Source organism: Streptomyces sp. NBC_00273, assembly GCF_036178145.1.
GTDB lineage: Bacteria > Actinomycetota > Actinomycetes > Streptomycetales > Streptomycetaceae > Streptomyces.
Window position 1 is genome coordinate 9,732,315 of record NZ_CP108067.1, and the last position, 17,161, is coordinate 9,749,475.

A 17,161-nucleotide genomic window follows, 5' to 3' on the forward strand; every position below is an offset into this window, starting at 1 on the left:
CGATGACCTCCACCGTCCTGGTCCTCACCGTGCTGGAGGACGTCACCGCGGACCTGGTGATTTCCACGCTGAACGAGCGTGAGGTGCCCGTAGTCCGCGCGGATCCGGCCGACATCGGCGCCGGGCTGTCCTTCGGCGCCCGCATCGGCGGCGGGGTGCCCGCCTGGGGCGGACGGCTGGTCACCGGCAGCCGGGAGGTGGAGATAGGGGAGGTGGCGGCGGTGTACTACCGCCGCCCCACCCCGTACGCCGCCCGGTACCGACACCTCCCCGCCCAGCAGCGCGACTTCGCCGTCGCCGAGGCCCGCCACGGGCTCGGCGGCATCCTGCACACCCTGACCGGCGCCCTCTACGTCAACCATCCCCTCGCCGTCGCCCGCGCCGAGTTCAAGCCCGCCCAGCTCCAGCGTTTCACCGAGCTCGGCCTGCCGATCCCCGCGACGCTGGTCACCAACGACGCCGAACAGGCCCGTAGGTTCGCCGCCGAGCACGGACCGGTCATCTACAAGCCCTTCCGCGGCCTGCCTCCGGGGGAGGACGGGCAGGCCGGAGCCATCTGGGCGCAGCGCGTAGACTCCGACACCTTCGACGAATCCCTCACAGTGATGCCGCACCTGTTCCAGGCCGAGGTCCCCAAGACCGGCGACGTCCGGATGACCGTCGTTGGCCGGAAGGTATTCGCCAGCCGCGTCCAGACCCCGGACGGAGCCCTGGACTGGCGCCGCGGCGACTGGAACAAGCTGATCCACACCCACATCGACGTACCCGACCCCATCGCCACCGCGGCGCACAGCTACCTGGCATCGTTCGGTCTGGTCTTCGGCTGCTTCGACTTCGCCCTCACCGGCGACGGGGACAACGCGGAACACTGGACGGCCATCGAGTGCAATCCGAACGGACAGTGGGGCTGGCTCCCGGACGCGCCGGCCATCACCGAGGCGTTCGCCGACATCCTCACCAGGAAGGAGGCGGCAGGCCATGACGTTGCCCGCCGACCTTGAGAGCGACGCCGCCCAGATGCGGCAGACGATGGCCAACGCGCTCGCCCAGAACGGCGCCCTGGCCGATCCCGCCTGGCGGGAGGCTGTGGAGAAAGTGCCGCGGCACCGGTTCGTGCCCGGCTTCTACCTCCCCGCCAACCAACAGGATGCCCTCGGCCTGACGGTGTGGGAGCCCGTCACGGCTGAGCTGGACTACGGCCGGTGGCTGGCCACCGCCTACACCGACACCACCCTGATCACCCAGTTCGACGGCGACGAACCCGACTGGAAGCAGCCCTCCGCCCGGCACGGCGGGGCACCCACCTCTTCTTCCACGCTGCCTTCCCTCGTGGTGCGGATGTGGTCGGATGCCGATGTACGCGAAGGGCACCGGGTGCTGGAAATCGGCACCGGTACCGGCTACTCTACGGCGCTCGCCTGCGAACGCCTCGGCTCCGCAGCGGTCACCTCGATCGAGGTCGACCCCCACCGACTCGGCCAGGCCGCCGACGCCCTGTACGGCCTGAGCTACACCCCCACGCTCGCGGTGGCGGACGGAGTGTACGGGTACTGGCCCGAGGCAAAGTTCGACCGGATCGTGGCCGCCTGCTCCTTCCGTACTGTGCCGCTGGCCCTGCTCGCGCAGACCCGACCGGGCGGGAAGATCCTCCTCACCCTCTCCGGCTGGCTCTATGGATACGCTCGCGTCCTCCTCACGGTCGGCGCCGACGGGACCGCCGAGGGCCAGCTTCTGGATGGCACGGTCTCATTCATGTCGGCACGCACGCACGCGGCGCCCATGTTCGGCAACCCCGACCACTGGGCCGCCCGAACCGGCGACGACGGCCGCCTCGCGCGGCACTCGCCGCCCCGGATCACCGCCGCCACCGAGGAGGCGTTCCACCTGCGGTTCCTCGCCCAGAGCGCAGTGCCGGACGCGCAGATGACGACCGTGGGGGAAGCGGTGCACCTGGTCGACGTCGTCACCGGCTCCGCCGCCACCCTCACCCCCGACGACAACGGCGCGTGGACCGTGCGCGAAGGCGGCCCGCTCAAGCTGTGGGAGCGGATCGAGCACGTCTTGGACGCTTACGACGCGGCCGGCCGGCCCGGTCCGGAGACCTTCACCCTGCACGTTTACGACGGCGGACAGCACCTGCGTCACTCGCAGATGCCCGCCCTGCCACTGCCCGGGCCCTGACGAGCCCATACGTGCCGTGCGCCCGGCGGGAGAAAACAACGCCCCAGCCGGCTCACGGCGTTTTCAACCACGCAGCGTGACCGGCTTCGTGCCCCCGGGAAGCTCGTTGAACTTGGCGGCGGCCGCGGCGACGGCCTGGTCCACGCCGACCCCCGCCTGGCGCCGGGCCCCGACGGGTCGGGTCCGGCTTGTACGCCCTCACCACGCTGTTGTCCGCGCGCCCCGCGTCCGCGTCCCGGCTGCGGGTCTCCCCGATGGCCACCCGCTCCCGCTCCACCCCCCGCCGTGGCCCCCAGTCAGCCGGCCCCGGCCGAAGTCGCCGTCCCCGCCAGCCGTCGTACGGCGTGACGTGCACCGGTCGGGCCGGGTCTGGAGCAAGCAGGGACTGCGGGTCGTCGCCGACACCGGCGAGGCGCTGGTGACCGCCTGCGCGTCCGGAGCGCAGGCCCGCTGGCCCGCCCTGTACGCGCAGGCCCGCGCGGAGGGGGACCGGTCGGCGCGCACGGAGGCGATCGACGCGATGACGGCCGGCCGTTGGGAGCTCGCGGGCGCGGTGTGGCAGGAGACCGACCTGCTGCTGTGGAAGCCGCCCACGGCCTGGTTCAGCATCAACGCCTTCTGCGTGCCCGACGGGGACGGGCGCCGGCTGCGGAACTGGTACGTCAACTTCGAGCACCCCACCCGCCGTACCGAGGCCGGGTTCGACACCCTCGACCTCACCGTGGACCTGGTGGTCACGCCCGATCTCACCCGCTGGGAGTGGAAGGACGAAGACGAGTACGCCCACGTGCGCCGGCTCGGCATCGTCTCCGACAGCGAGCAACAGGCCGTTGACGCCGCCCGCGGTGAGGTCCTGGCGATGCTCGCCGAACGCTCCGGGATCTTCGCGCAGGCGGAGCGGTGGGCGGCCTGGAGGCGGGAGCCGGCCTGGCCCACGCCTTGTCTTCCCCGGCCCACGGCAGCCGGGGAGAGGGTGCACCGGAAGGGGGCTGAACAGTTGCCTGGACGGTTGCTTTGAGCGGGGGACCGCAGGTGTGACCGGGAGTTGGAGCCCGGCAAATCGGACAGCGCCCGCTGTTCCTGGTCAGCCCCACTGGGCAAGCCTGTCCGCGCCGACGACACCTCTTACCCACGCAGTAGCCGTGGGGTAGAGGTCCTCTTCAGTCCCCGGGGCCCCGGCGCCGTGTGCGCTCCAGCATGAGTCGGCTCCTGACAGTCGTGGCGACGGGGCACGGGCACATCGTTCAACGTGTGCCAGCCGCTCTCCGACGCCGCCGCCGGCCCCTGGGCCGTCTCTCACCCACCACAGTTGGTAACGCAAATGGTGCGTGATGTGACTTTGGGTGGCAGCGTGAGCGGGGAGGAATCCTTCCACGCATCTCAGAGGAGTCGCCGTCATGGGCGGTATGCAGGACAAGCATCAGGAACCGGGCAAGGGCCGCGAAGAGCAGCAGCGGACGCGCCCGGGCCAGACTCACGCCGGCGCGGGCCAGGAAGGCGAGCGGGGCTTGAGCCCAGAGGAGCTCAAGCGGCGCCGCCAGGAGGAAATGTTCCGCGAGCGCGAGCGGGACGAGATGCGCGACGAAGAACTCTGACCACCGTCAGAGCCGTCACGCTCAGGCACGCAGGACCCGGCCGGGCCCGTAGTCACGTCGGCCGGGTCCTGTCATGCCACGCCCCGCTGTGTTACCTGCCGTGGCATTGCGGGCCGAGAAGATAGACCCGGACCTCCCGTGCCCCGGCCCCCGCCCGTCGCGGACTTCGAGTCGGCAGAGGAAGGGGATCCACACGGCGCTGACCACCGAAGGACCGCTGCCAGCCGCCAGGTGGCCTCCCACGGTGACTGCCGCCTCCGCGTCACCGGCAGGCTCCCGCTTGCGGCCGGGTTCAGGGCAGGACGACGATCGAAACGGGCCGTCATCCGGCCCGCCGGCGCATCAAGGGCGGCATGGCGGCGAGGTGGGACAGCAGGCCAAGCGACTTCCACATCACGATTCGACGCTACGGTCCGACCTTGCACCTGACCCCGGCCGGCGAGCTGGACATCGACTCGGACCCCGCCTTCGCCCCGGTGTGGACGGCCCTGGACGACCACATAGCGGTGGTGGCCTGCGACATGCGCTGCCTGACATTCCTCGACGCCGCTGGGCTGGAACTCCTCCTCGACCTCGCCGCCCACCTCGACGGACGCGGCATCGCCTTCTTCGCCTACAACTGGCAGCGCCAGCCCCTGCGGCTCCTGGACCACATCACCTCCACACCGTCCCAGGCAGGCGACCGGTCGACACCGACCCGTCCGCTGTGCCGCACGCTTCCGCGACATGGATACGTTCCATCCCGCCCGGTGTCGCCCGGGCACCCGCCTGTACGCCCCGCCGGCTCCCGCCGGCCCTGCTAGGGGCGGGGGTAGTGCTCGAAGTCCATTCCGTAGACGCGGGCGACCATGGTGGGGATCGCGAAGATCGCAGCCCTGGCTGCATAGGCCGACTTGCTAACAAAGCCACTCGTGCGCAGAGCAATGGCCAACACGGCTTTCGCCACACCCGACGACCTCGACCGCACACTCCGCCTTGAGTGAAGGGCAGCAGGGGCGGCCGGCCCGTCGCCCACGACGCCGAGCTCTACAAGGAGCGGAACACCGTCGAGCGCCTGATCAACAAGCTGAAAGCCTGGCGGGGCCTCGCCACACGGTTCGACAAGACACGCGAGAGCTACCTCGCCGGCCTCTACCTCCGCGCCTCGATGATCTGGATCAAGGAACTCACCAAAACCACCCCTTGATCACGACCAAATACGCTCCCTAGATCGGGGTGCCCAAGGGCGTGCCGGCGGCCTCGCTGGGCGTGGTCGGCGCTGGGCTACGCATTCACGGAGCTTTCAAGGCGAGCGGTGTTGGCGCGTGGCCTGCCACAAGGGGCCGGCGTCCATGACGCCGGCCCTTTATCTTGCACGCCGCGGACCACCAGTTGCCGCTTGCGGCCGTTGATCTTTACGCCCGACCTGGGCTTCACCGTCGAAGCGTCGGGAACTATTCGTACACGGGAACGAGGTTCGTGCCGGAGTCGATCACCCTGCCACGGTTCTTGGCCCGCTGTCGTTCCGCCGGTGTGACGCACAGGGTGTCGCCCTTGAACTTCTCACGCCAGACGTAGCCGGGCTTGCACGTGTCCGGCCCGTAGGCTCCGCCACCGGGCTGCCGGTGGGGGTTACTGCCGTTGGACGGGAGACTCGTGACAGAGGTCTGGCTCTGGGGCGCGATCGCCGCAGCGGCCGGCAGCGCGATGCCTCCGGTGACGAAGGCAACTGAGGCGAAGACCATCATGGAGCGCGAGATCCGGCGCTTTGACTGAGCGGCGGTCGGGCTGGGGCGATGATACGACATGAGGCTCCTTGCGGATAGAGGCCGCCGGAAAACTGTCGGGCAAGCTGCGCTCGAGCGACCGGCGGCTGGTTGATACGGGGCCACTGGAAGGCCGCCGTTCTCCTGGCTGGTCTCGCTGTCTTTGCGGCGTGACCACACTTCAAGTAGGCGCGTTGGTGGTAGCCACCGTCATGCCCCTGAAGAACGTGTCTTGACGGGAGGGCGCAAATCTGAGCGGCTCGGTGCCAGCCCCGGACATCCCTGGGAGGGCGTCACGTTCGCCGCGACGGGGGGAGCCGTGACGTCCTGGACGTGCGCCTGGTCCGCCCCGACCTGGTGGCCGAGATCAGCGCCGACCGCGCCGTGGACCGAGACGGCATCTGGCGCCACCCGCTCCGCTTCAAGCGGCTGCGCCTGGACGTGGCCGTGCTGTGGCCGCACACCGGATCCGACCTACGCACCGGCCTGTGGTCGGGCGTATGTGCCCCAGGCGAGGCGCCGAGCCATCGCGGCCCCCGTCGCCCGCAGCCCGTCCACGCAGAGCCGGCCGTTCTCACATCGGAATCGGGTCAGGCCCGCACGGATCGCAGGACACTATCGAAACCGACATCGCCACCTCTTGGCCGAGGTTTTTATGCCGGCCGCTACGACACTGCGGGGCGGCTGCGCGCGGTCAGCCCACCCTGCAGCTGTGCCCGGACGCGGCCGGGCACAGCGGGGTCCTTGGGGGTGGTGGTCCGGGTGGATGCGGCGACGTGCGCGGTGATGCGGGAGAGGCGCCCCCGGTCGTGATGCCGAAGAAGGCGTCGGGCGGGTCGACGACCGTCGATCTCCTGGACTATCTCTTCGGTCCCGGCGAGCGCGACGAGCACACCGACCGCCACCTCGTCGCCGGCTGGGATCCGGATCTGCCGTGCCCGGCCCGCCACCCGGAACGCATCACGCGCGCGGACCTGGCGCTGCTCCTGGACGCCCCCGTCGAAGCGCTGCGCGGCGTACCGCCGGCGGAACACATGTGGCATGTCTCGGTCCGCAACCACCCCGACGACCCCACCCTGTTCGACGACCAGTGGGCGCACGTAGCCGCCGCCATGGTGCACGCCGCCGGGATCGCCGTGCACGGCGACGAACAGGCCTGCCGGTGGGTCGCCGTGCGGCACGCCACCGACCACCTCCACATCCTGGCGACGTTGGCCCGGCAGGACGGCCTCCGCCCCCGACTGCGCGGCGACATCCTCGCCATGCACACCGCCGCCCGCGCCAAGCCCGAGCCCCTGAATCAGGTGATCACGGAAATCCGCTGAGCGCCCAATGGCCGAGCACAACCTCATCAAGCACATCGACACCGACCCCGCCAAGGTCGCCATCACACCTCAGGGCACCCGCTGCGCCCTGGCAGGAGGAAGCGTGCAGGACCACGTCAACCAGCCCCGCCCCGGCACCACGTACAACAACTACATGCCGAACGCCAAGGGCCTCATCATCGGCGAGCAGCAGCACTTCACCCAGAACAACACCGACGGCCTCGACCCCACGCTGTTCGTCCAGCTCGCCGGGTACATCGGCCAGGTCAGTCCCATCTTGGGCATGCCCGACGAGGACCGCGTGGAGCTGGAGCGCGTCGCCCAAGACCTCCACGAAGAGGCGACCTCCGATCACCCCGAGCCGGGCCGCCTGCGCCAGTTCGCCACTCAGCTCAAGGACAAGCTCCTGGAGGGCGCCACCACCATGGCGGCAACGCAGGGCATCCAGATGGCTGAGCAGGCCCTCGCCGGGCTCATACAGTAGATCGTCCAGCAACGCCGCGGGCCCCGGGGGAAGTCCCCCGGGGCCCGCGGAACTCCACCACACCGGGATCGGCCACTGGCTCGGCAACAGCGCCGAAGAACTGCTGCATCCGCATCCGCATCCGCAGTGCCGCCGAAGGTGAGGCAGCCGACTACGGCCGCTTGCTCCGCACCGTGGCGGCGGAGGGCCGACAGGCAGTGTGCTCGGCCCATCCAGTGATGGGCCGGCGCGACGTGGTCGGAAATCCTTCGCCCTGACATGCCTCTTCCCGTTCCGGTCAGGATCCGCTCTCCTCTCCGCCCTGCTCCTCGTCCCTCTCCTTGCGTGTCCGGCGGATCTCCAGCATGACCGACAGGGATGTCCCGGCGATCGTGAGGACGTCTGCGACGAGGGAGAGTACGTCGTTCATGAGGTGCCCCTTCAGTGTCTGCCGGTCCGCGCTGCCGCGGCTTGAAGGCGACAATGGAGGGGAGTTGAGTTGTCCGGACCCCGTGGACGGGACGCCGCAGGTAGGTTCCGGATGGAGGGGCGGTTGTCCCGGACGGACCGGACGGACGCGAGCGGCTCGGGGTGGGGGGCGAAATGGTCGGCAGGCCCTGGGGACCGATCCGGCCCGCGAGCCCGCAGGCTCTGAAACTGGCGGAGTTCCTGCGCGCGCGGGTCGACGAGTCGCAGAAGACCCTCGCCGTGCTGGCGGAAGACATCTCCCTGTCCAAGTCCCAGGTCGGTGTCTACCTCAGCGGGAAGATCCCCCCGCAGGCCTTCGTGACCGCGATCGTCAACGCGACAGTCCCGGCTCCGTTGCGCGAACGCCGCCACAGCGAAGCCGGCGCCCTCCTACGGGATGCGCTGCACCCGCCCAGGCCCGACCGCAGAACAGTAGATGCCGTTGCCGGGGACTCGATGGAACTGGCGCGGCTTCAGGCCCGGCAGATCGAGATCTACGACCGCCTCACTCGGTCTCTGGAGCAGCAGGCCGAGATCCGCCAGACCGCTGACAACTCCGCGAAGCTCGTCATGGTCCTCCTCGGCATGATCCACACACTGCAAACCCGGGTCACCGGCCTAGCCGAGGAACGCGACCACCTGGCTCAAGCCGAGCGCGGCGTCGCTTTGGAAGCGGCACAGCGCAAGCTCAGCCGTGCCGAGGCGCAGAAGGAGAAGGCCAGGCGGGAGCTTGAACTGGCCGAGGAGAAACGACGACAGGCCCAGGAGCTCGCGGACCGGCTCCAGGCGAGGATCGAGGAGCTCACCGAGGACCTCGACCGCCTTCGAGGGGATCAGCCCTCTCCGCACGACCACCTGCCCGACCTCGCCGGCGCCGTGCCACTTGCACCGGGTCCCGTCGCTGAAGATCCAGAAGGTGATGACGTTGACGACGCCCTCGCACATGTGAGCGTGGTCAACGAAAGCGACGCCGCCACCATCGACCGCATCACCACCGAACTCGACGACACCGGCCTGACCATCTTGGACAACTCTCCCACCAGCACGGACGCGTCGGACAACCTCGGTGCCGAGGAAGCTCACGCTTCTCCGAGTGCCGAAGCAGGACGCGGCGGCCACGACCGATACGCCGCCACCGCACGCGACCTCTACGGGGCCCAGGCCGCCGGCTCTACCGTCGTGTCGGGTCTTCCCCTCACGGAAGACGGGGCGACCGCGCAGGATTACGACCTCCGCAACGCCCGGATGTACCGCCCTGTCCAATTCATCTGGTTGCTCGACTGCTCCCGGTCGATGGCAGGCGAGAAGATCGGCCAGTTGAACTACGCCATCAGAGAGTTCATTCCGGAAATGTGCGCGCGTTCGAGCGACAACCCCGACGTGGGACCGGAGATGCGGGTGGGGACGTTCAGCTCTGGTGCTCGCTGGCAGACGGAAGCGGTCGACATCCACCTGGCGAGATGGTCCGACATCGACTCCCAAGGCGGTGCCGGCGACGGGGCCTGCGACATGGGCGCAGCCTTCCGGTTGGCTGCCCGCGCCCTGCAAGTTCCACCGATGCCCTTACAGGCGCCGCCACCGGTGCTGGCCTTGGTGTCCGGCGCGCCGCCGACGGACGACTGGCGCTCTGGACTGCGCGCCTTGGCTGCCTCTGCGTGGGGCAATCAGGCGGTTCGCATCGCCTTCGGCGTCGGCGCCGGCGCCGATTACGGTGTACTCCAGGAATTCCTGCAAAAACCGGAGTTGCGCCCGAATGACGCCAATGGCCCTCGGCAGGTCGCTGCAGCCGTTCGCTGGGCAGAGACCGTGGCTGGGCTCGCCACAGATCATGACGACGTGTGGTGACCGCCGCCGGGCCGCACCTGTCTGGGCCGCACCAGCCGCCGGTAGAACAAGACGATCAGCCATAATTCCGTACCCCACGTAGCCTGCGCCGCCACAACCACAAGCGCGTGGAAGACCGTCGCCGCACCGACCCGTAAAGAAGGTTGGCCCATGCTCGACAAGGTCCGCGCCCACCTCCAAGCGAAGATCCGCCACCGACGAATCATGCGCGCCGCCTTGCAGCTGGTGGGCGACAAGGGAGAACGGACGACTTCTCCGGTCGATCTGATCGCCCTGATCTTCGGCAATCACGCCATCGAGATCACCGCAAATGAGGCGCTCCGCTTTCTCGGTGTCGGGGCCGCGGTGGGTGACATCGGATCCGGTGTAGCCGGGCAGGTGCCGGCAGAAGAGGGCGTTGATGGTCCCGAAGGCACGCTCGACGATGCCTTTGGCGGTGGGAGCGTGAGGCGGGGCGGGCTGGACGCTGATGCCGAGGCTCTCGCAGGCGGCGGTGAACGCCCGGGAGACGAAGATTTTGCCTCGGTCGACGACGATCGTCTCGGGCAGGACGGCCGGCCGCGCCGCCGCACCGGCCAAGCGCTCGTCCAGCGTGGCCAGACGCTGGTATGGGAGTGCGCGCGCACGGTCCATGCGCAGGACGTCCGGCCAGGTCGGCCGGGCGGGGTGCGGGACGGCCATTTCGGTGAGCAGCAGAGCCGCATCGACGGCTTTGGTCGCGCTCGGGCACAGCACAGCGGCGAGCATGGCACGGGTGGCGACGTCGACGGCGATGGTCAGCTCGGGGCGGGCGAGGCGGCCGTCGTCGAAGAGGGCCAGGACGTCCAGGCGGGTGGTGTCGACCGGGACGGCTTGTCCGGGTCGATCCCGCACCACGACGTGGATTCAAGCTGCTTGAACGACGGGAACCGTGAGGTGATCTGGTCGAGCTCGTGCCGCACCTTGCACGTGCCGGCGTCGCACTCCCGCCCGCCGTGCACGAAGACACTGTGACCACGGTCAGCAGCGCCGCCCCGACGGCGCCCCGGAACGACAGCCATGCCGCCATCGGCCGCCCTCTCACCCACCGGATACGTTCGCGCCGAGGATGTTACCCCTGTTCCAGGAGACGTCCCTGGTGGCGGTCCCCGAGGTCAGGAAGGGCTTGGCCCACCCGAGTTCGGCGAAGTGTCCGTTCTCTTTGTCCGGCGCACCGCTGCCGATGTCGACCATCTTGTCGATGACCACGACGAAATGACTCGCCGACTGCCCCGCTTGACAGCTCTCTACCTGGAGTAAGCGAAAGATCGCGGTCACGAAACCAGGTCAAACAGCAGAGAGCAAGACTCCCGAACTCACTGTCCGCCACCCCACCAGGCCATGAACACGTCTCCACTGACGAATACGCGACACCTCAACATGCGCGCCCACCAATCTCACGACCGGGTCCCACCGGCCCTGGTGGAGTCTGAGCTGTCCCGGCTGGTGGCCGATGGAGGCAGGACCTGGTCAAAGATGTGCGGCCGTGCGGACCAGGCCGGCCAGGGCGAGGGAGCGGCTGTGCGCGGGCCAGGCGATGTGGGTCACGACGGGAGGCGCGTCGGTCAAGGGGACGGCCGTGTGCTCGGCCCACAGCCAGGAGCGGGCGGAGTCGGGGACGACCGCCACGGTGCGTCCGAGGGCGATCAACTGAGCCAGTTGCGTTTGGTTGTGGATCTCGGGGCCCGGGCCGGGTGCGTAGGTGCCGTGGGTGGGCCAGCGGGCGAGCGGCAGATCGGGGACATTCCTGACATCAGCCAGGGACAAGGTCTCGCGGGCGGCGAGCGGGTGCCCGGCAGGCAGGACGGCGACCTGTCCCTCGGTCGTCAGTGCCTCGCTGTCGAACCCCGCGAGGGAGTTCCACGGCGCATGCATGAGCGCGACATCAGCCCGTCCGTCGCGCAGCAACTCCTCCTGCTCGCACATACCGCACAGCAACACCTCGATCTCGGCACTGCCGGGCTCGGCCGCGTAGGCGTCGAGAAGCTTCCGCAGCAGTTCGTGCGACGCGGCGGCCTTCACCGCAAGGACCAGCCGACCGCGGGAGCCGCCAGGGCTGTCGGCACCGCCGGCGCGCCGGGTGCGGCGAGCAGCGGCAGCGGTCGCGTCGAGGGCCGCCCGGCCCTCGTGCAACAGCACCTCTCCGGCACCGGTCAGGCGGACACCACGGCGGTTGCGCTGCAGCAGGCAGACCCCGAGGCGCCGTTCGAGCTGCTGGATCGCCCGCGATAGCGGCGGCTGCGCCATGCCGAGGCGCTCGGCGGCGCGCCCGAAGTGCAGTTCTTCGGCGACCGCCACGAAGTACCTCAACTCGCGGGTCTCCAGGGTGTCCACGGCCGCAGCATACGCGGTGATACTTGACAGGTATGACAGGACACCGTATCGGTGTTGGCCGTGCCACTCGTCCGCGAGTCAACATCATCAGCATGAGCGAAACGATGATCGCGCTGGTGACCGGCGCGAACAAGGGAATCGGGTACGAGATCGCGGCCGGGCTGGGCAGCCTCGGGTACCGCGTGGGCGTGGGAGCCCGCGACGCCACCCGACGCGAAACCGCCGTCGCGAAGCTGCGCGCCGGCGGCGTGGACGCGTTCGGGGTACCGCTGGACGTGACCGACGACCACAGCGTCACTGATGCTGCGGAACTGATCGAACGGCTGGCCGGGCGCCTGGACGCCCTGGTCAACAATGCCGGCATCTCGGGCGAGATGGACCCGGGATGGGTGCAGGACCCGACCGCGCTCGACCTGGAGGCGCTCCGCACGGTCGTGGATACCAACGTCATGGGTGTCGTCCGGGTCACCAACGCGATGCTGCCACTGCTGCGGCGCTCGGCCTCGCCACGCATCGTCAACGTCTCCAGTAGCGTCGGCTCCCTGACCCGGCAATCGGACCCGGACATCGAGATCGGCCCGATCATGGCGGCCTACGCGCCGTCGAAGTCGTTCCTCAACGCCCTCACCGTGCAGTACGCCCGGCAGTTCGCCGGTACGAACATCCTGATCAACGCCGCCTGCCCGGGCCTGGTCGCGACCGACTTCACAGGCTTCCAAGGGCCGCGCACTCCTGAACAGGGCGCGACCACGGCGATCCGGCTTGCCACCCTGCCCGACGGCGGCCCGACCGGTTTGTTCTTCGAGGACGACGGCGTCGTCCCCTGGTGATCACGAACCCGCCAACGCACACATCTCGACGACCGGTGATCAGCTCCCTGCGAACCCACCCACCATCCGCTACCGGGAGCTGGACCCCACCTGGAACTTCGACTTTGATGGTCTGCGGGAGAGTGTCAGTTGAGCATCGTCATCTGAGTGTCAGTGGTATAGCGCCCTGGTGGTCGGCACTGACGCATGATGCTCACTGGTTGCTGACATGAGTGACGAATGCCCATGTCATGCTCGCGCCGACTGCTATGGCAGGCGCTATGAACGCAGTGAACGCCACTTTGAGGCTTCTGCACCTTCCCTCCCTAGAGCTCAGTCGGCAGCTGGTTATTTGCCGCGGATTTCATCGAGGCGCTGCAGGGGCCGTACTCGGCGGAGCGGTGGCGCCACTGGCTGGGGGCGGCGGCCGTCTTCGGTGACGCGGTGACGGAGCACGCCAAGCAGTACGGGCTGGAGAATCGATTCAAGCTGGAGAAGGGCGTTGTGACGAAGGCGCTGCACCCGAGCTCGGCTGAAGACTGACAAACATCACCCCCGGCGCGTTGACATGCACGATGCCCCGCCCTCTGGGCGGGGCATCGTGCGGTGATCGGCAGACGGCAGCGCCGGCGAGGCTGGCTGCAAGTACGGATGTCGGCGGTTCCAGGATCATCCGATGCTGGGCCGGCTCTGGAATGTTGCTGGGTTCCAGGAACATCGCACCGACCTGTGTCGGTCATCGGGTCCGGGGCGGTGCGGCATCAGAACGTGCGATCGATAGCATCCCGTCGCGACGTTGTGGTGGCCTGACGAGGTGGGGAAGCTATGAGGCAGCCGCCCCCGCCCGGGCAGCGCCCCTACCGCCCGCTGAACGCGGCGCCACAGTCATTCCGGAAAGGGTGGTGGCCCGTATTGCGGCCCGCGCGGCAAAGGAGGCGCTGGCCGAAAGCGCGGACACCGCGGGCGCGGCCGCACAGCTTGCCGCCCCCCACGCCTCGGCGACCGTCGCCGGCAGCTCAGCCCGCCTGGGGCTCAACGCGGAGCTGCCCTATCCGTCAGACCTCGTCCTGGCCTCCCGCCACGTGCAGCACTACGTCAGCGAGCGGGTAGCCCACCTGACCGGGATGCGCGTCACTGAAGTCACCCTCGCCATCGAGCGCCTCGTTCCCGCCGACGGCTCGCAACGCCGACGCGTGCAGTGAACCGGAGCGCATCGCGACCGGGAAGGAGAGGCGGCATGGAACGCGACCAAGACGCACCGGCGCAGACAAAGAGACCCCCGGCGACAGACGAGGCCACTTCGCGCACCGCGGTGCCGCTGCCCCAGAAGCCTCCACCTGAGCCCCGTCCGGCTGCGCGCCCATGGTCCGCGCGCCGGATACCCGCCGCGATCACAGCACTGATCATCGGGGCTGCGGCCGGCCTTCTCCTGTTCGACGTCATCAGGGTTCGCGCGGGCAGCCCAGCCGCAGCGTGGCGCCGGCGCTCGGCCGACGAACTGGCCACCCGCCCGCTGGACGACACCTTTGTCCAAACCGGCGCAGGTGTCATCGCCGCCCTCGGACTCTGGTTGATCATCCTGGCTTTGACCCCCGGTCTGCGTCGCCAGCTGCCCCTGCAGACACCCGGCGCGCGAATGTATGCCGTGCTGGACCGCAATGCTGCGGAACTCCGTCTTCGGGATGCCGCGATGCATGTCCCGGGCGTCAGCGCCGCCAAGGTCAAGTTCTCTCAACACCGCGTAGCAGTACACGCGGATGTCCGCTTCCGCGCCCCGGCCGATGTCAAGGCCGATCTGCAGGCCGCTCTGGAGGAGCAGCTCGACCGGCTTGCCCTGGCCCGCCCTCCGCGGCTCGACGTCCGGGGTACGCCCCCGCCGCAAGTAGCCCCGCCCGGTTGACCGCCCCGCCGGAAGAGGCAGGAAAAGGGGATCTCGATGAAGAGGAAGTCCGTAGTCAACCGAACCCTGCTGGCCGTAGCGGGCATCATCCTGCTCGGTGGGGGCCTGCTGATCCTGGCGGGCGGCTTCGACCTCTACCGGCGCTGGCGCATGACACCACCCGACGGCTGGCCCCTGACCGTCCCCGCCCACGTCCTCCTCGGCGAGGCAGACCGCACGCGCTGGACCGGCGAAGGATGGTGGTGGCCTTCGGCCATTGCAGTCCTGGCGATCGTCGTCCTGCTCGCCCTGTGGTGGCTGCTCACGCAACTGCGCCGCTCCCGCCCCGGCCCCTTGACGGTGGGAGAAACGCCGACCGTGGACGGGGTGGAACTGCGCGAAGAGGCGCTCAGCGATGCCCTCGCAGCGGACGCCCGCCGGCTGTCCGCTGTCAGCCAGGCCCGCGCACGCATGACCGGTTCCTCCCGCCATCCCGAGGTAGACCTCGACATCACCCTCAGCCCCGCCACCGAGCCCGGCCCCGTTCTCCAGGAGCTGTACGACGGTCCACTGGAGCGTGCACGGCAATCAACGGGCCGTGACCTCAACGCCCGTGCGCACCTGAGGGCGACCCCGCACAAAGCCCGCCGCGCAGACTAGGGCCACTACCCCTGCACCCCTGCGTGGGGCATCTGCCCGGCCCGCACATGAAGCGGCCTGATAGCCAGCATCGCCCCCTGGGCTTGAGTTCTAGCAGTCGTCCCGGTCGTCGGGAGGCTCGACGTCCGGACTGACAAGAAGTGGCGCAACGGGTATCGATCACGCGGCCAGGGCCGCAGACCACTGCCTCCGGCAAGGAAGGCAACGGTGGTACGTCATCGAGGCGATGATGCCCATGAGGCGGAGAAGCGGTGCCCCTCCGCGCCGCAGGTCGGCCCCGACGCTGCCTGACTGGCCGGGAACCTGGCATGAGCGGCACCCTGGACACATGGACAGTGTGCCCATCGTTGTGCACCAGCCGTCCCCGACCGGCGGACGCCGGGTGACCATGCGCCGCCAGGACCGCGAGCAGGTCCTTGGTACGGCCTACTCCGATTACGACCTGGTGGTCTTCCTCGAGGCGACGGGGGTGGTCTCGCCGGCCAACGTCCTCGACGATCCGCAGCTGGTGCAGTGGAGTGGCGCAGGCCCGCACGAATGGCACGCCGCCTGAGCGGATCATGCAGCGGGGTCAGACCTCACCGCGCCAGGCGCCGCTCTCGGTACCGCGCTCCTCGACGAACTTCTTGAACCGCTGGAGGTCACCGGTGACCTGGCGGTCGATGAAGCCGAACTTGTCGGCGATGGTCTCTGCCAGCCCGTCGGGGTCGAAAGCCAACCGCAAGGTCACCTCGGTGCGAGTCGGGTCGACGGGGTGGAAGGTAACAACGCCCGACCGCTCGGTCTCTCCGCCCACGCTGACCCATGCGATCCGCTCGTCGGGGACCTGTTCGGTGATCTCGGCATCGAACTCCCGGTCCACCCCACCGACCTTGGTCACCCAGTGGGTGAGGGTCTCGTCGACCTGCTCGACGCGCCGCACACCGTCCATGAACAACGGGAACGTCTCGAACTGAGCCCACTGGTTATAGGCGGTCCGGACGGGGACGTCGACCTCGATGGATTCCTTGACCTCGGCCACGGCAGAGCTTCCTTCCGGCAGGGGCCGCACTGCGGCCCGCTCGTCTGGGACGGGTGGATGTTTGCCCGCCGGGGCGCGCCTACCTGACCACCGAACCCGCGAACCCCTCAGACGGCCGCTCGAATCGGCGACCCGGGAGCCCCGCTCACGGCTCCGCAGCCGGGTGCCCCGGGCGGCTGCCCGTCGGGGTTCAGTGCGCGAGCGGCCAGTGGTGACTGCGCAGCACGTATGGGGCCAGGGTGCGGGCGCGCCGCCACATGCCGTACAGCTGCTGGGCGGGACGCTGCTGCTCGCCGTGGACAGCATTGAGGATGATCAGGCCGCAGGTCAGAGCTGGCACGGACCACTGGGCGTAGGACAGGCGGCGTTCGGCCTGACCAGTGTCGACAGGGAGACGTTCAGCCTTCTCGGCGTCCTGGGGATCGACGGAGGAGGCGAGTTCGATTTTCTTGCCGAGGACGCGGGTGTAGGCGGTGGCGGCCAGGGCGGCGCCGGTCAGAACGGTCTTGGCCAGTGTGGAGGCGGCGACGCCCTGCTGGGTGACCACGCGCGTCGCGTTGGCTGCGAGCAGACCGGTGGAGCCGACGAGGTGCACGCCGATCGCGGCGGCGCCCACGGGTGCCCACATGGCCCACCCCGAGCTCGCGATCCTGGCACCTTCCTCCCAGCTCTTGCCTTGAGCTTTCGCGGCACCGTTGAGGCCGACCGCACCCATCAAGGAACCGCCGAACCAGGCGGCCAGGCCAACGTCGTGCAGGCTGCGCAGGACGGTGTTGCGTTCCGGCATCGGGTGACTCCTCGCGCGCGCGGGAGTGTCG

Annotated in this window: 19 protein-coding genes and 2 pseudogenes; 14 read left to right on the plus strand and 7 right to left on the minus strand. The window is 69.3% G+C overall.

Features of this window, described 5'->3' with window-relative positions:
• The first annotated feature begins 2 nt into the window (after window positions 1-2).
• The 6 genes and pseudogenes from tgmB to OG386_RS43910 all read left to right on the plus strand — a co-directional run.
• The gene (tgmB, locus tag OG386_RS43885) at window positions 3-1,001 is read left to right on the plus strand and encodes an ATP-grasp ribosomal peptide maturase (RefSeq protein ID WP_328792872.1); all 999 of its coding nucleotides are present in this window, start codon (window positions 3-5) and stop codon (window positions 999-1,001) included.
• The gene (gene tgmC, locus OG386_RS43890) at window positions 979-2,181 is read left to right on the plus strand and encodes an ATP-grasp peptide maturase system methyltransferase (protein ID WP_328792873.1); all 1,203 of its coding nucleotides are present in this window, start codon (window positions 979-981) and stop codon (window positions 2,179-2,181) included. Before tgmB ends, tgmC begins: the two co-directional genes overlap by 23 nt.
• 349 nt (window positions 2,182-2,530) lie before the next feature.
• Entirely contained in the window at window positions 2,531-3,199 is a 669-nt protein-coding gene (locus tag OG386_RS43895; RefSeq protein WP_328792874.1) for a DUF402 domain-containing protein, read from the plus strand.
• Window positions 3,200-3,578: 379 nt separating this feature from the next.
• Window positions 3,579-3,776 carry a hypothetical protein gene (locus tag OG386_RS43900; RefSeq protein WP_328792875.1) on the plus strand — a complete coding sequence of 66 codons (198 nt, stop codon included), beginning with the start codon at window positions 3,579-3,581 and terminating at the stop codon, window positions 3,774-3,776.
• Between the two features lie 419 nt (window positions 3,777-4,195).
• Complete coding sequence (locus tag OG386_RS43905) at window positions 4,196-4,579, plus strand: STAS domain-containing protein (protein WP_328792876.1); 384 nt, start codon at window positions 4,196-4,198, stop codon at window positions 4,577-4,579.
• 179 nt (window positions 4,580-4,758) lie between these two features.
• Window positions 4,759-4,962: pseudogene (locus OG386_RS43910) on the plus strand (IS5/IS1182 family transposase); the annotation flags it as partial.
• Between the two features lie 247 nt (window positions 4,963-5,209).
• On the opposite strand, the gene OG386_RS43915 reads toward OG386_RS43910, so the two are convergent.
• Window positions 5,210-5,563: a hypothetical protein gene (locus OG386_RS43915; RefSeq protein WP_328792877.1), complete on the minus strand. Its 354-nt coding sequence runs from the start codon at window positions 5,561-5,563 to the stop codon at window positions 5,210-5,212.
• 734 nt (window positions 5,564-6,297) lie between these two features.
• Between OG386_RS43915 and OG386_RS43920 the strand changes: the two genes are divergently transcribed.
• Together OG386_RS43920 and OG386_RS43925 are read left to right on the plus strand one after the other, a co-directional pair.
• Window positions 6,298-6,846 (plus strand): hypothetical protein, encoded by a 549-nt coding sequence (locus tag OG386_RS43920; protein ID WP_328792878.1) that lies wholly within the window; start codon window positions 6,298-6,300, stop codon window positions 6,844-6,846.
• Window positions 6,847-6,853: 7 nt separating this feature from the next.
• Window positions 6,854-7,330 (plus strand): hypothetical protein, encoded by a 477-nt coding sequence (locus OG386_RS43925; protein ID WP_328792879.1) that lies wholly within the window; start codon window positions 6,854-6,856, stop codon window positions 7,328-7,330.
• Window positions 7,331-7,607: 277 nt separating this feature from the next.
• On the opposite strand, the gene OG386_RS43930 is transcribed toward OG386_RS43925, so the two are convergent.
• The gene (locus OG386_RS43930) at window positions 7,608-7,739 is read right to left on the minus strand and encodes a hypothetical protein (protein ID WP_328792880.1); all 132 of its coding nucleotides are present in this window, start codon (window positions 7,737-7,739) and stop codon (window positions 7,608-7,610) included.
• Between the two features lie 173 nt (window positions 7,740-7,912).
• Here OG386_RS43930 and OG386_RS43935 point away from each other — a divergent pair, with 173 nt between their 5' ends.
• Window positions 7,913-9,622 carry a vWA domain-containing protein gene (locus tag OG386_RS43935; protein ID WP_328792881.1) on the plus strand — a complete coding sequence of 570 codons (1,710 nt, stop codon included), beginning with the start codon at window positions 7,913-7,915 and terminating at the stop codon, window positions 9,620-9,622.
• Between the two features lie 324 nt (window positions 9,623-9,946).
• On the opposite strand, the pseudogene OG386_RS43940 reads toward OG386_RS43935, so the two are convergent.
• From OG386_RS43940 to OG386_RS43950, 3 genes and pseudogenes are all read right to left on the minus strand, one after another.
• Window positions 9,947-10,486 (minus strand): annotated as a pseudogene (locus tag OG386_RS43940) (transposase); the annotation flags it as partial.
• A 195-nt stretch (window positions 10,487-10,681) separates the two neighbouring features.
• Complete coding sequence (locus OG386_RS43945; protein ID WP_328792882.1) at window positions 10,682-10,918, minus strand: hypothetical protein; 237 nt, start codon at window positions 10,916-10,918, stop codon at window positions 10,682-10,684.
• 192 nt (window positions 10,919-11,110) lie between these two features.
• The gene (locus OG386_RS43950; protein WP_328792883.1) at window positions 11,111-11,974 is read right to left on the minus strand and encodes a LysR family transcriptional regulator; all 864 of its coding nucleotides are present in this window, start codon (window positions 11,972-11,974) and stop codon (window positions 11,111-11,113) included.
• 92 nt (window positions 11,975-12,066) lie between these two features.
• On the opposite strand from OG386_RS43950, the gene OG386_RS43955 reads away from it, so the two are divergent.
• From OG386_RS43955 to OG386_RS43975, 5 genes are all read left to right on the plus strand, one after another.
• Window positions 12,067-12,804 (plus strand): SDR family oxidoreductase, encoded by a 738-nt coding sequence (locus tag OG386_RS43955; RefSeq protein WP_328792884.1) that lies wholly within the window; start codon window positions 12,067-12,069, stop codon window positions 12,802-12,804.
• A gap of 881 nt (window positions 12,805-13,685) precedes the next feature.
• A complete protein-coding gene (locus OG386_RS43960; RefSeq protein ID WP_328792885.1) occupies window positions 13,686-13,985 on the plus strand; it encodes a hypothetical protein in 300 nt (99 codons plus the stop codon).
• Window positions 13,986-14,020: 35 nt separating this feature from the next.
• Complete coding sequence (locus tag OG386_RS43965) at window positions 14,021-14,683, plus strand: DUF6286 domain-containing protein (protein ID WP_328792886.1); 663 nt, start codon at window positions 14,021-14,023, stop codon at window positions 14,681-14,683.
• A 36-nt stretch (window positions 14,684-14,719) separates the two neighbouring features.
• Entirely contained in the window at window positions 14,720-15,322 is a 603-nt protein-coding gene (locus OG386_RS43970; RefSeq protein ID WP_328792887.1) for an alkaline shock response membrane anchor protein AmaP, read from the plus strand.
• Window positions 15,323-15,650: 328 nt separating this feature from the next.
• Window positions 15,651-15,875, plus strand: coding sequence for a hypothetical protein (locus OG386_RS43975; protein ID WP_328792888.1), 225 nt, complete (start codon window positions 15,651-15,653; stop codon window positions 15,873-15,875).
• Window positions 15,876-15,893: 18 nt separating this feature from the next.
• Here the strand turns inward: OG386_RS43975 and OG386_RS43980 are convergent, their stop codons facing one another.
• Together OG386_RS43980 and OG386_RS43985 are read right to left on the minus strand one after the other, a co-directional pair.
• Window positions 15,894-16,343 carry an SRPBCC family protein gene (locus tag OG386_RS43980; protein WP_328792889.1) on the minus strand — a complete coding sequence of 150 codons (450 nt, stop codon included), beginning with the start codon at window positions 16,341-16,343 and terminating at the stop codon, window positions 15,894-15,896.
• A gap of 190 nt (window positions 16,344-16,533) precedes the next feature.
• Window positions 16,534-17,130, minus strand: a complete 597-nt coding sequence (locus OG386_RS43985) for a hypothetical protein (RefSeq protein WP_328792890.1) — start codon at window positions 17,128-17,130, stop codon at window positions 16,534-16,536.
• Window positions 17,131-17,161: the final 31 nt, after the last annotated feature.

What these genes read in the sequence shown, in the direction of transcription:
- OG386_RS43970 (WP_328792887.1), top strand. Translation starts at nt 14,720, where the DNA reads ATGAAGAGGAAGTCCGTAGTCAACCGAACCCTGCTGGCCGTAGCGGGC.
- OG386_RS43965 (WP_328792886.1), top strand. Translation starts at nt 14,021, where the DNA reads ATGGAACGCGACCAAGACGCACCGGCGCAGACAAAGAGACCCCCGGCG.
- OG386_RS43975 (WP_328792888.1), top strand. Translation starts at nt 15,651, where the DNA reads ATGGACAGTGTGCCCATCGTTGTGCACCAGCCGTCCCCGACCGGCGGA.
- OG386_RS43915 (WP_328792877.1), bottom strand. Translation starts at nt 5,563, where the DNA reads ATGTCGTATCATCGCCCCAGCCCGACCGCCGCTCAGTCAAAGCGCCGG.
- tgmB (WP_328792872.1), top strand. Translation starts at nt 3, where the DNA reads ATGACCTCCACCGTCCTGGTCCTCACCGTGCTGGAGGACGTCACCGCG.
- OG386_RS43985 (WP_328792890.1), bottom strand. Translation starts at nt 17,130, where the DNA reads ATGCCGGAACGCAACACCGTCCTGCGCAGCCTGCACGACGTTGGCCTG.
- tgmC (WP_328792873.1), top strand. Translation starts at nt 979, where the DNA reads ATGACGTTGCCCGCCGACCTTGAGAGCGACGCCGCCCAGATGCGGCAG.
- OG386_RS43925 (WP_328792879.1), top strand. Translation starts at nt 6,854, where the DNA reads ATGGCCGAGCACAACCTCATCAAGCACATCGACACCGACCCCGCCAAG.
- OG386_RS43935 (WP_328792881.1), top strand. Translation starts at nt 7,913, where the DNA reads ATGGTCGGCAGGCCCTGGGGACCGATCCGGCCCGCGAGCCCGCAGGCT.
- OG386_RS43930 (WP_328792880.1), bottom strand. Translation starts at nt 7,739, where the DNA reads ATGAACGACGTACTCTCCCTCGTCGCAGACGTCCTCACGATCGCCGGG.
- OG386_RS43955 (WP_328792884.1), top strand. Translation starts at nt 12,067, where the DNA reads ATGAGCGAAACGATGATCGCGCTGGTGACCGGCGCGAACAAGGGAATC.
- OG386_RS43900 (WP_328792875.1), top strand. Translation starts at nt 3,579, where the DNA reads ATGGGCGGTATGCAGGACAAGCATCAGGAACCGGGCAAGGGCCGCGAA.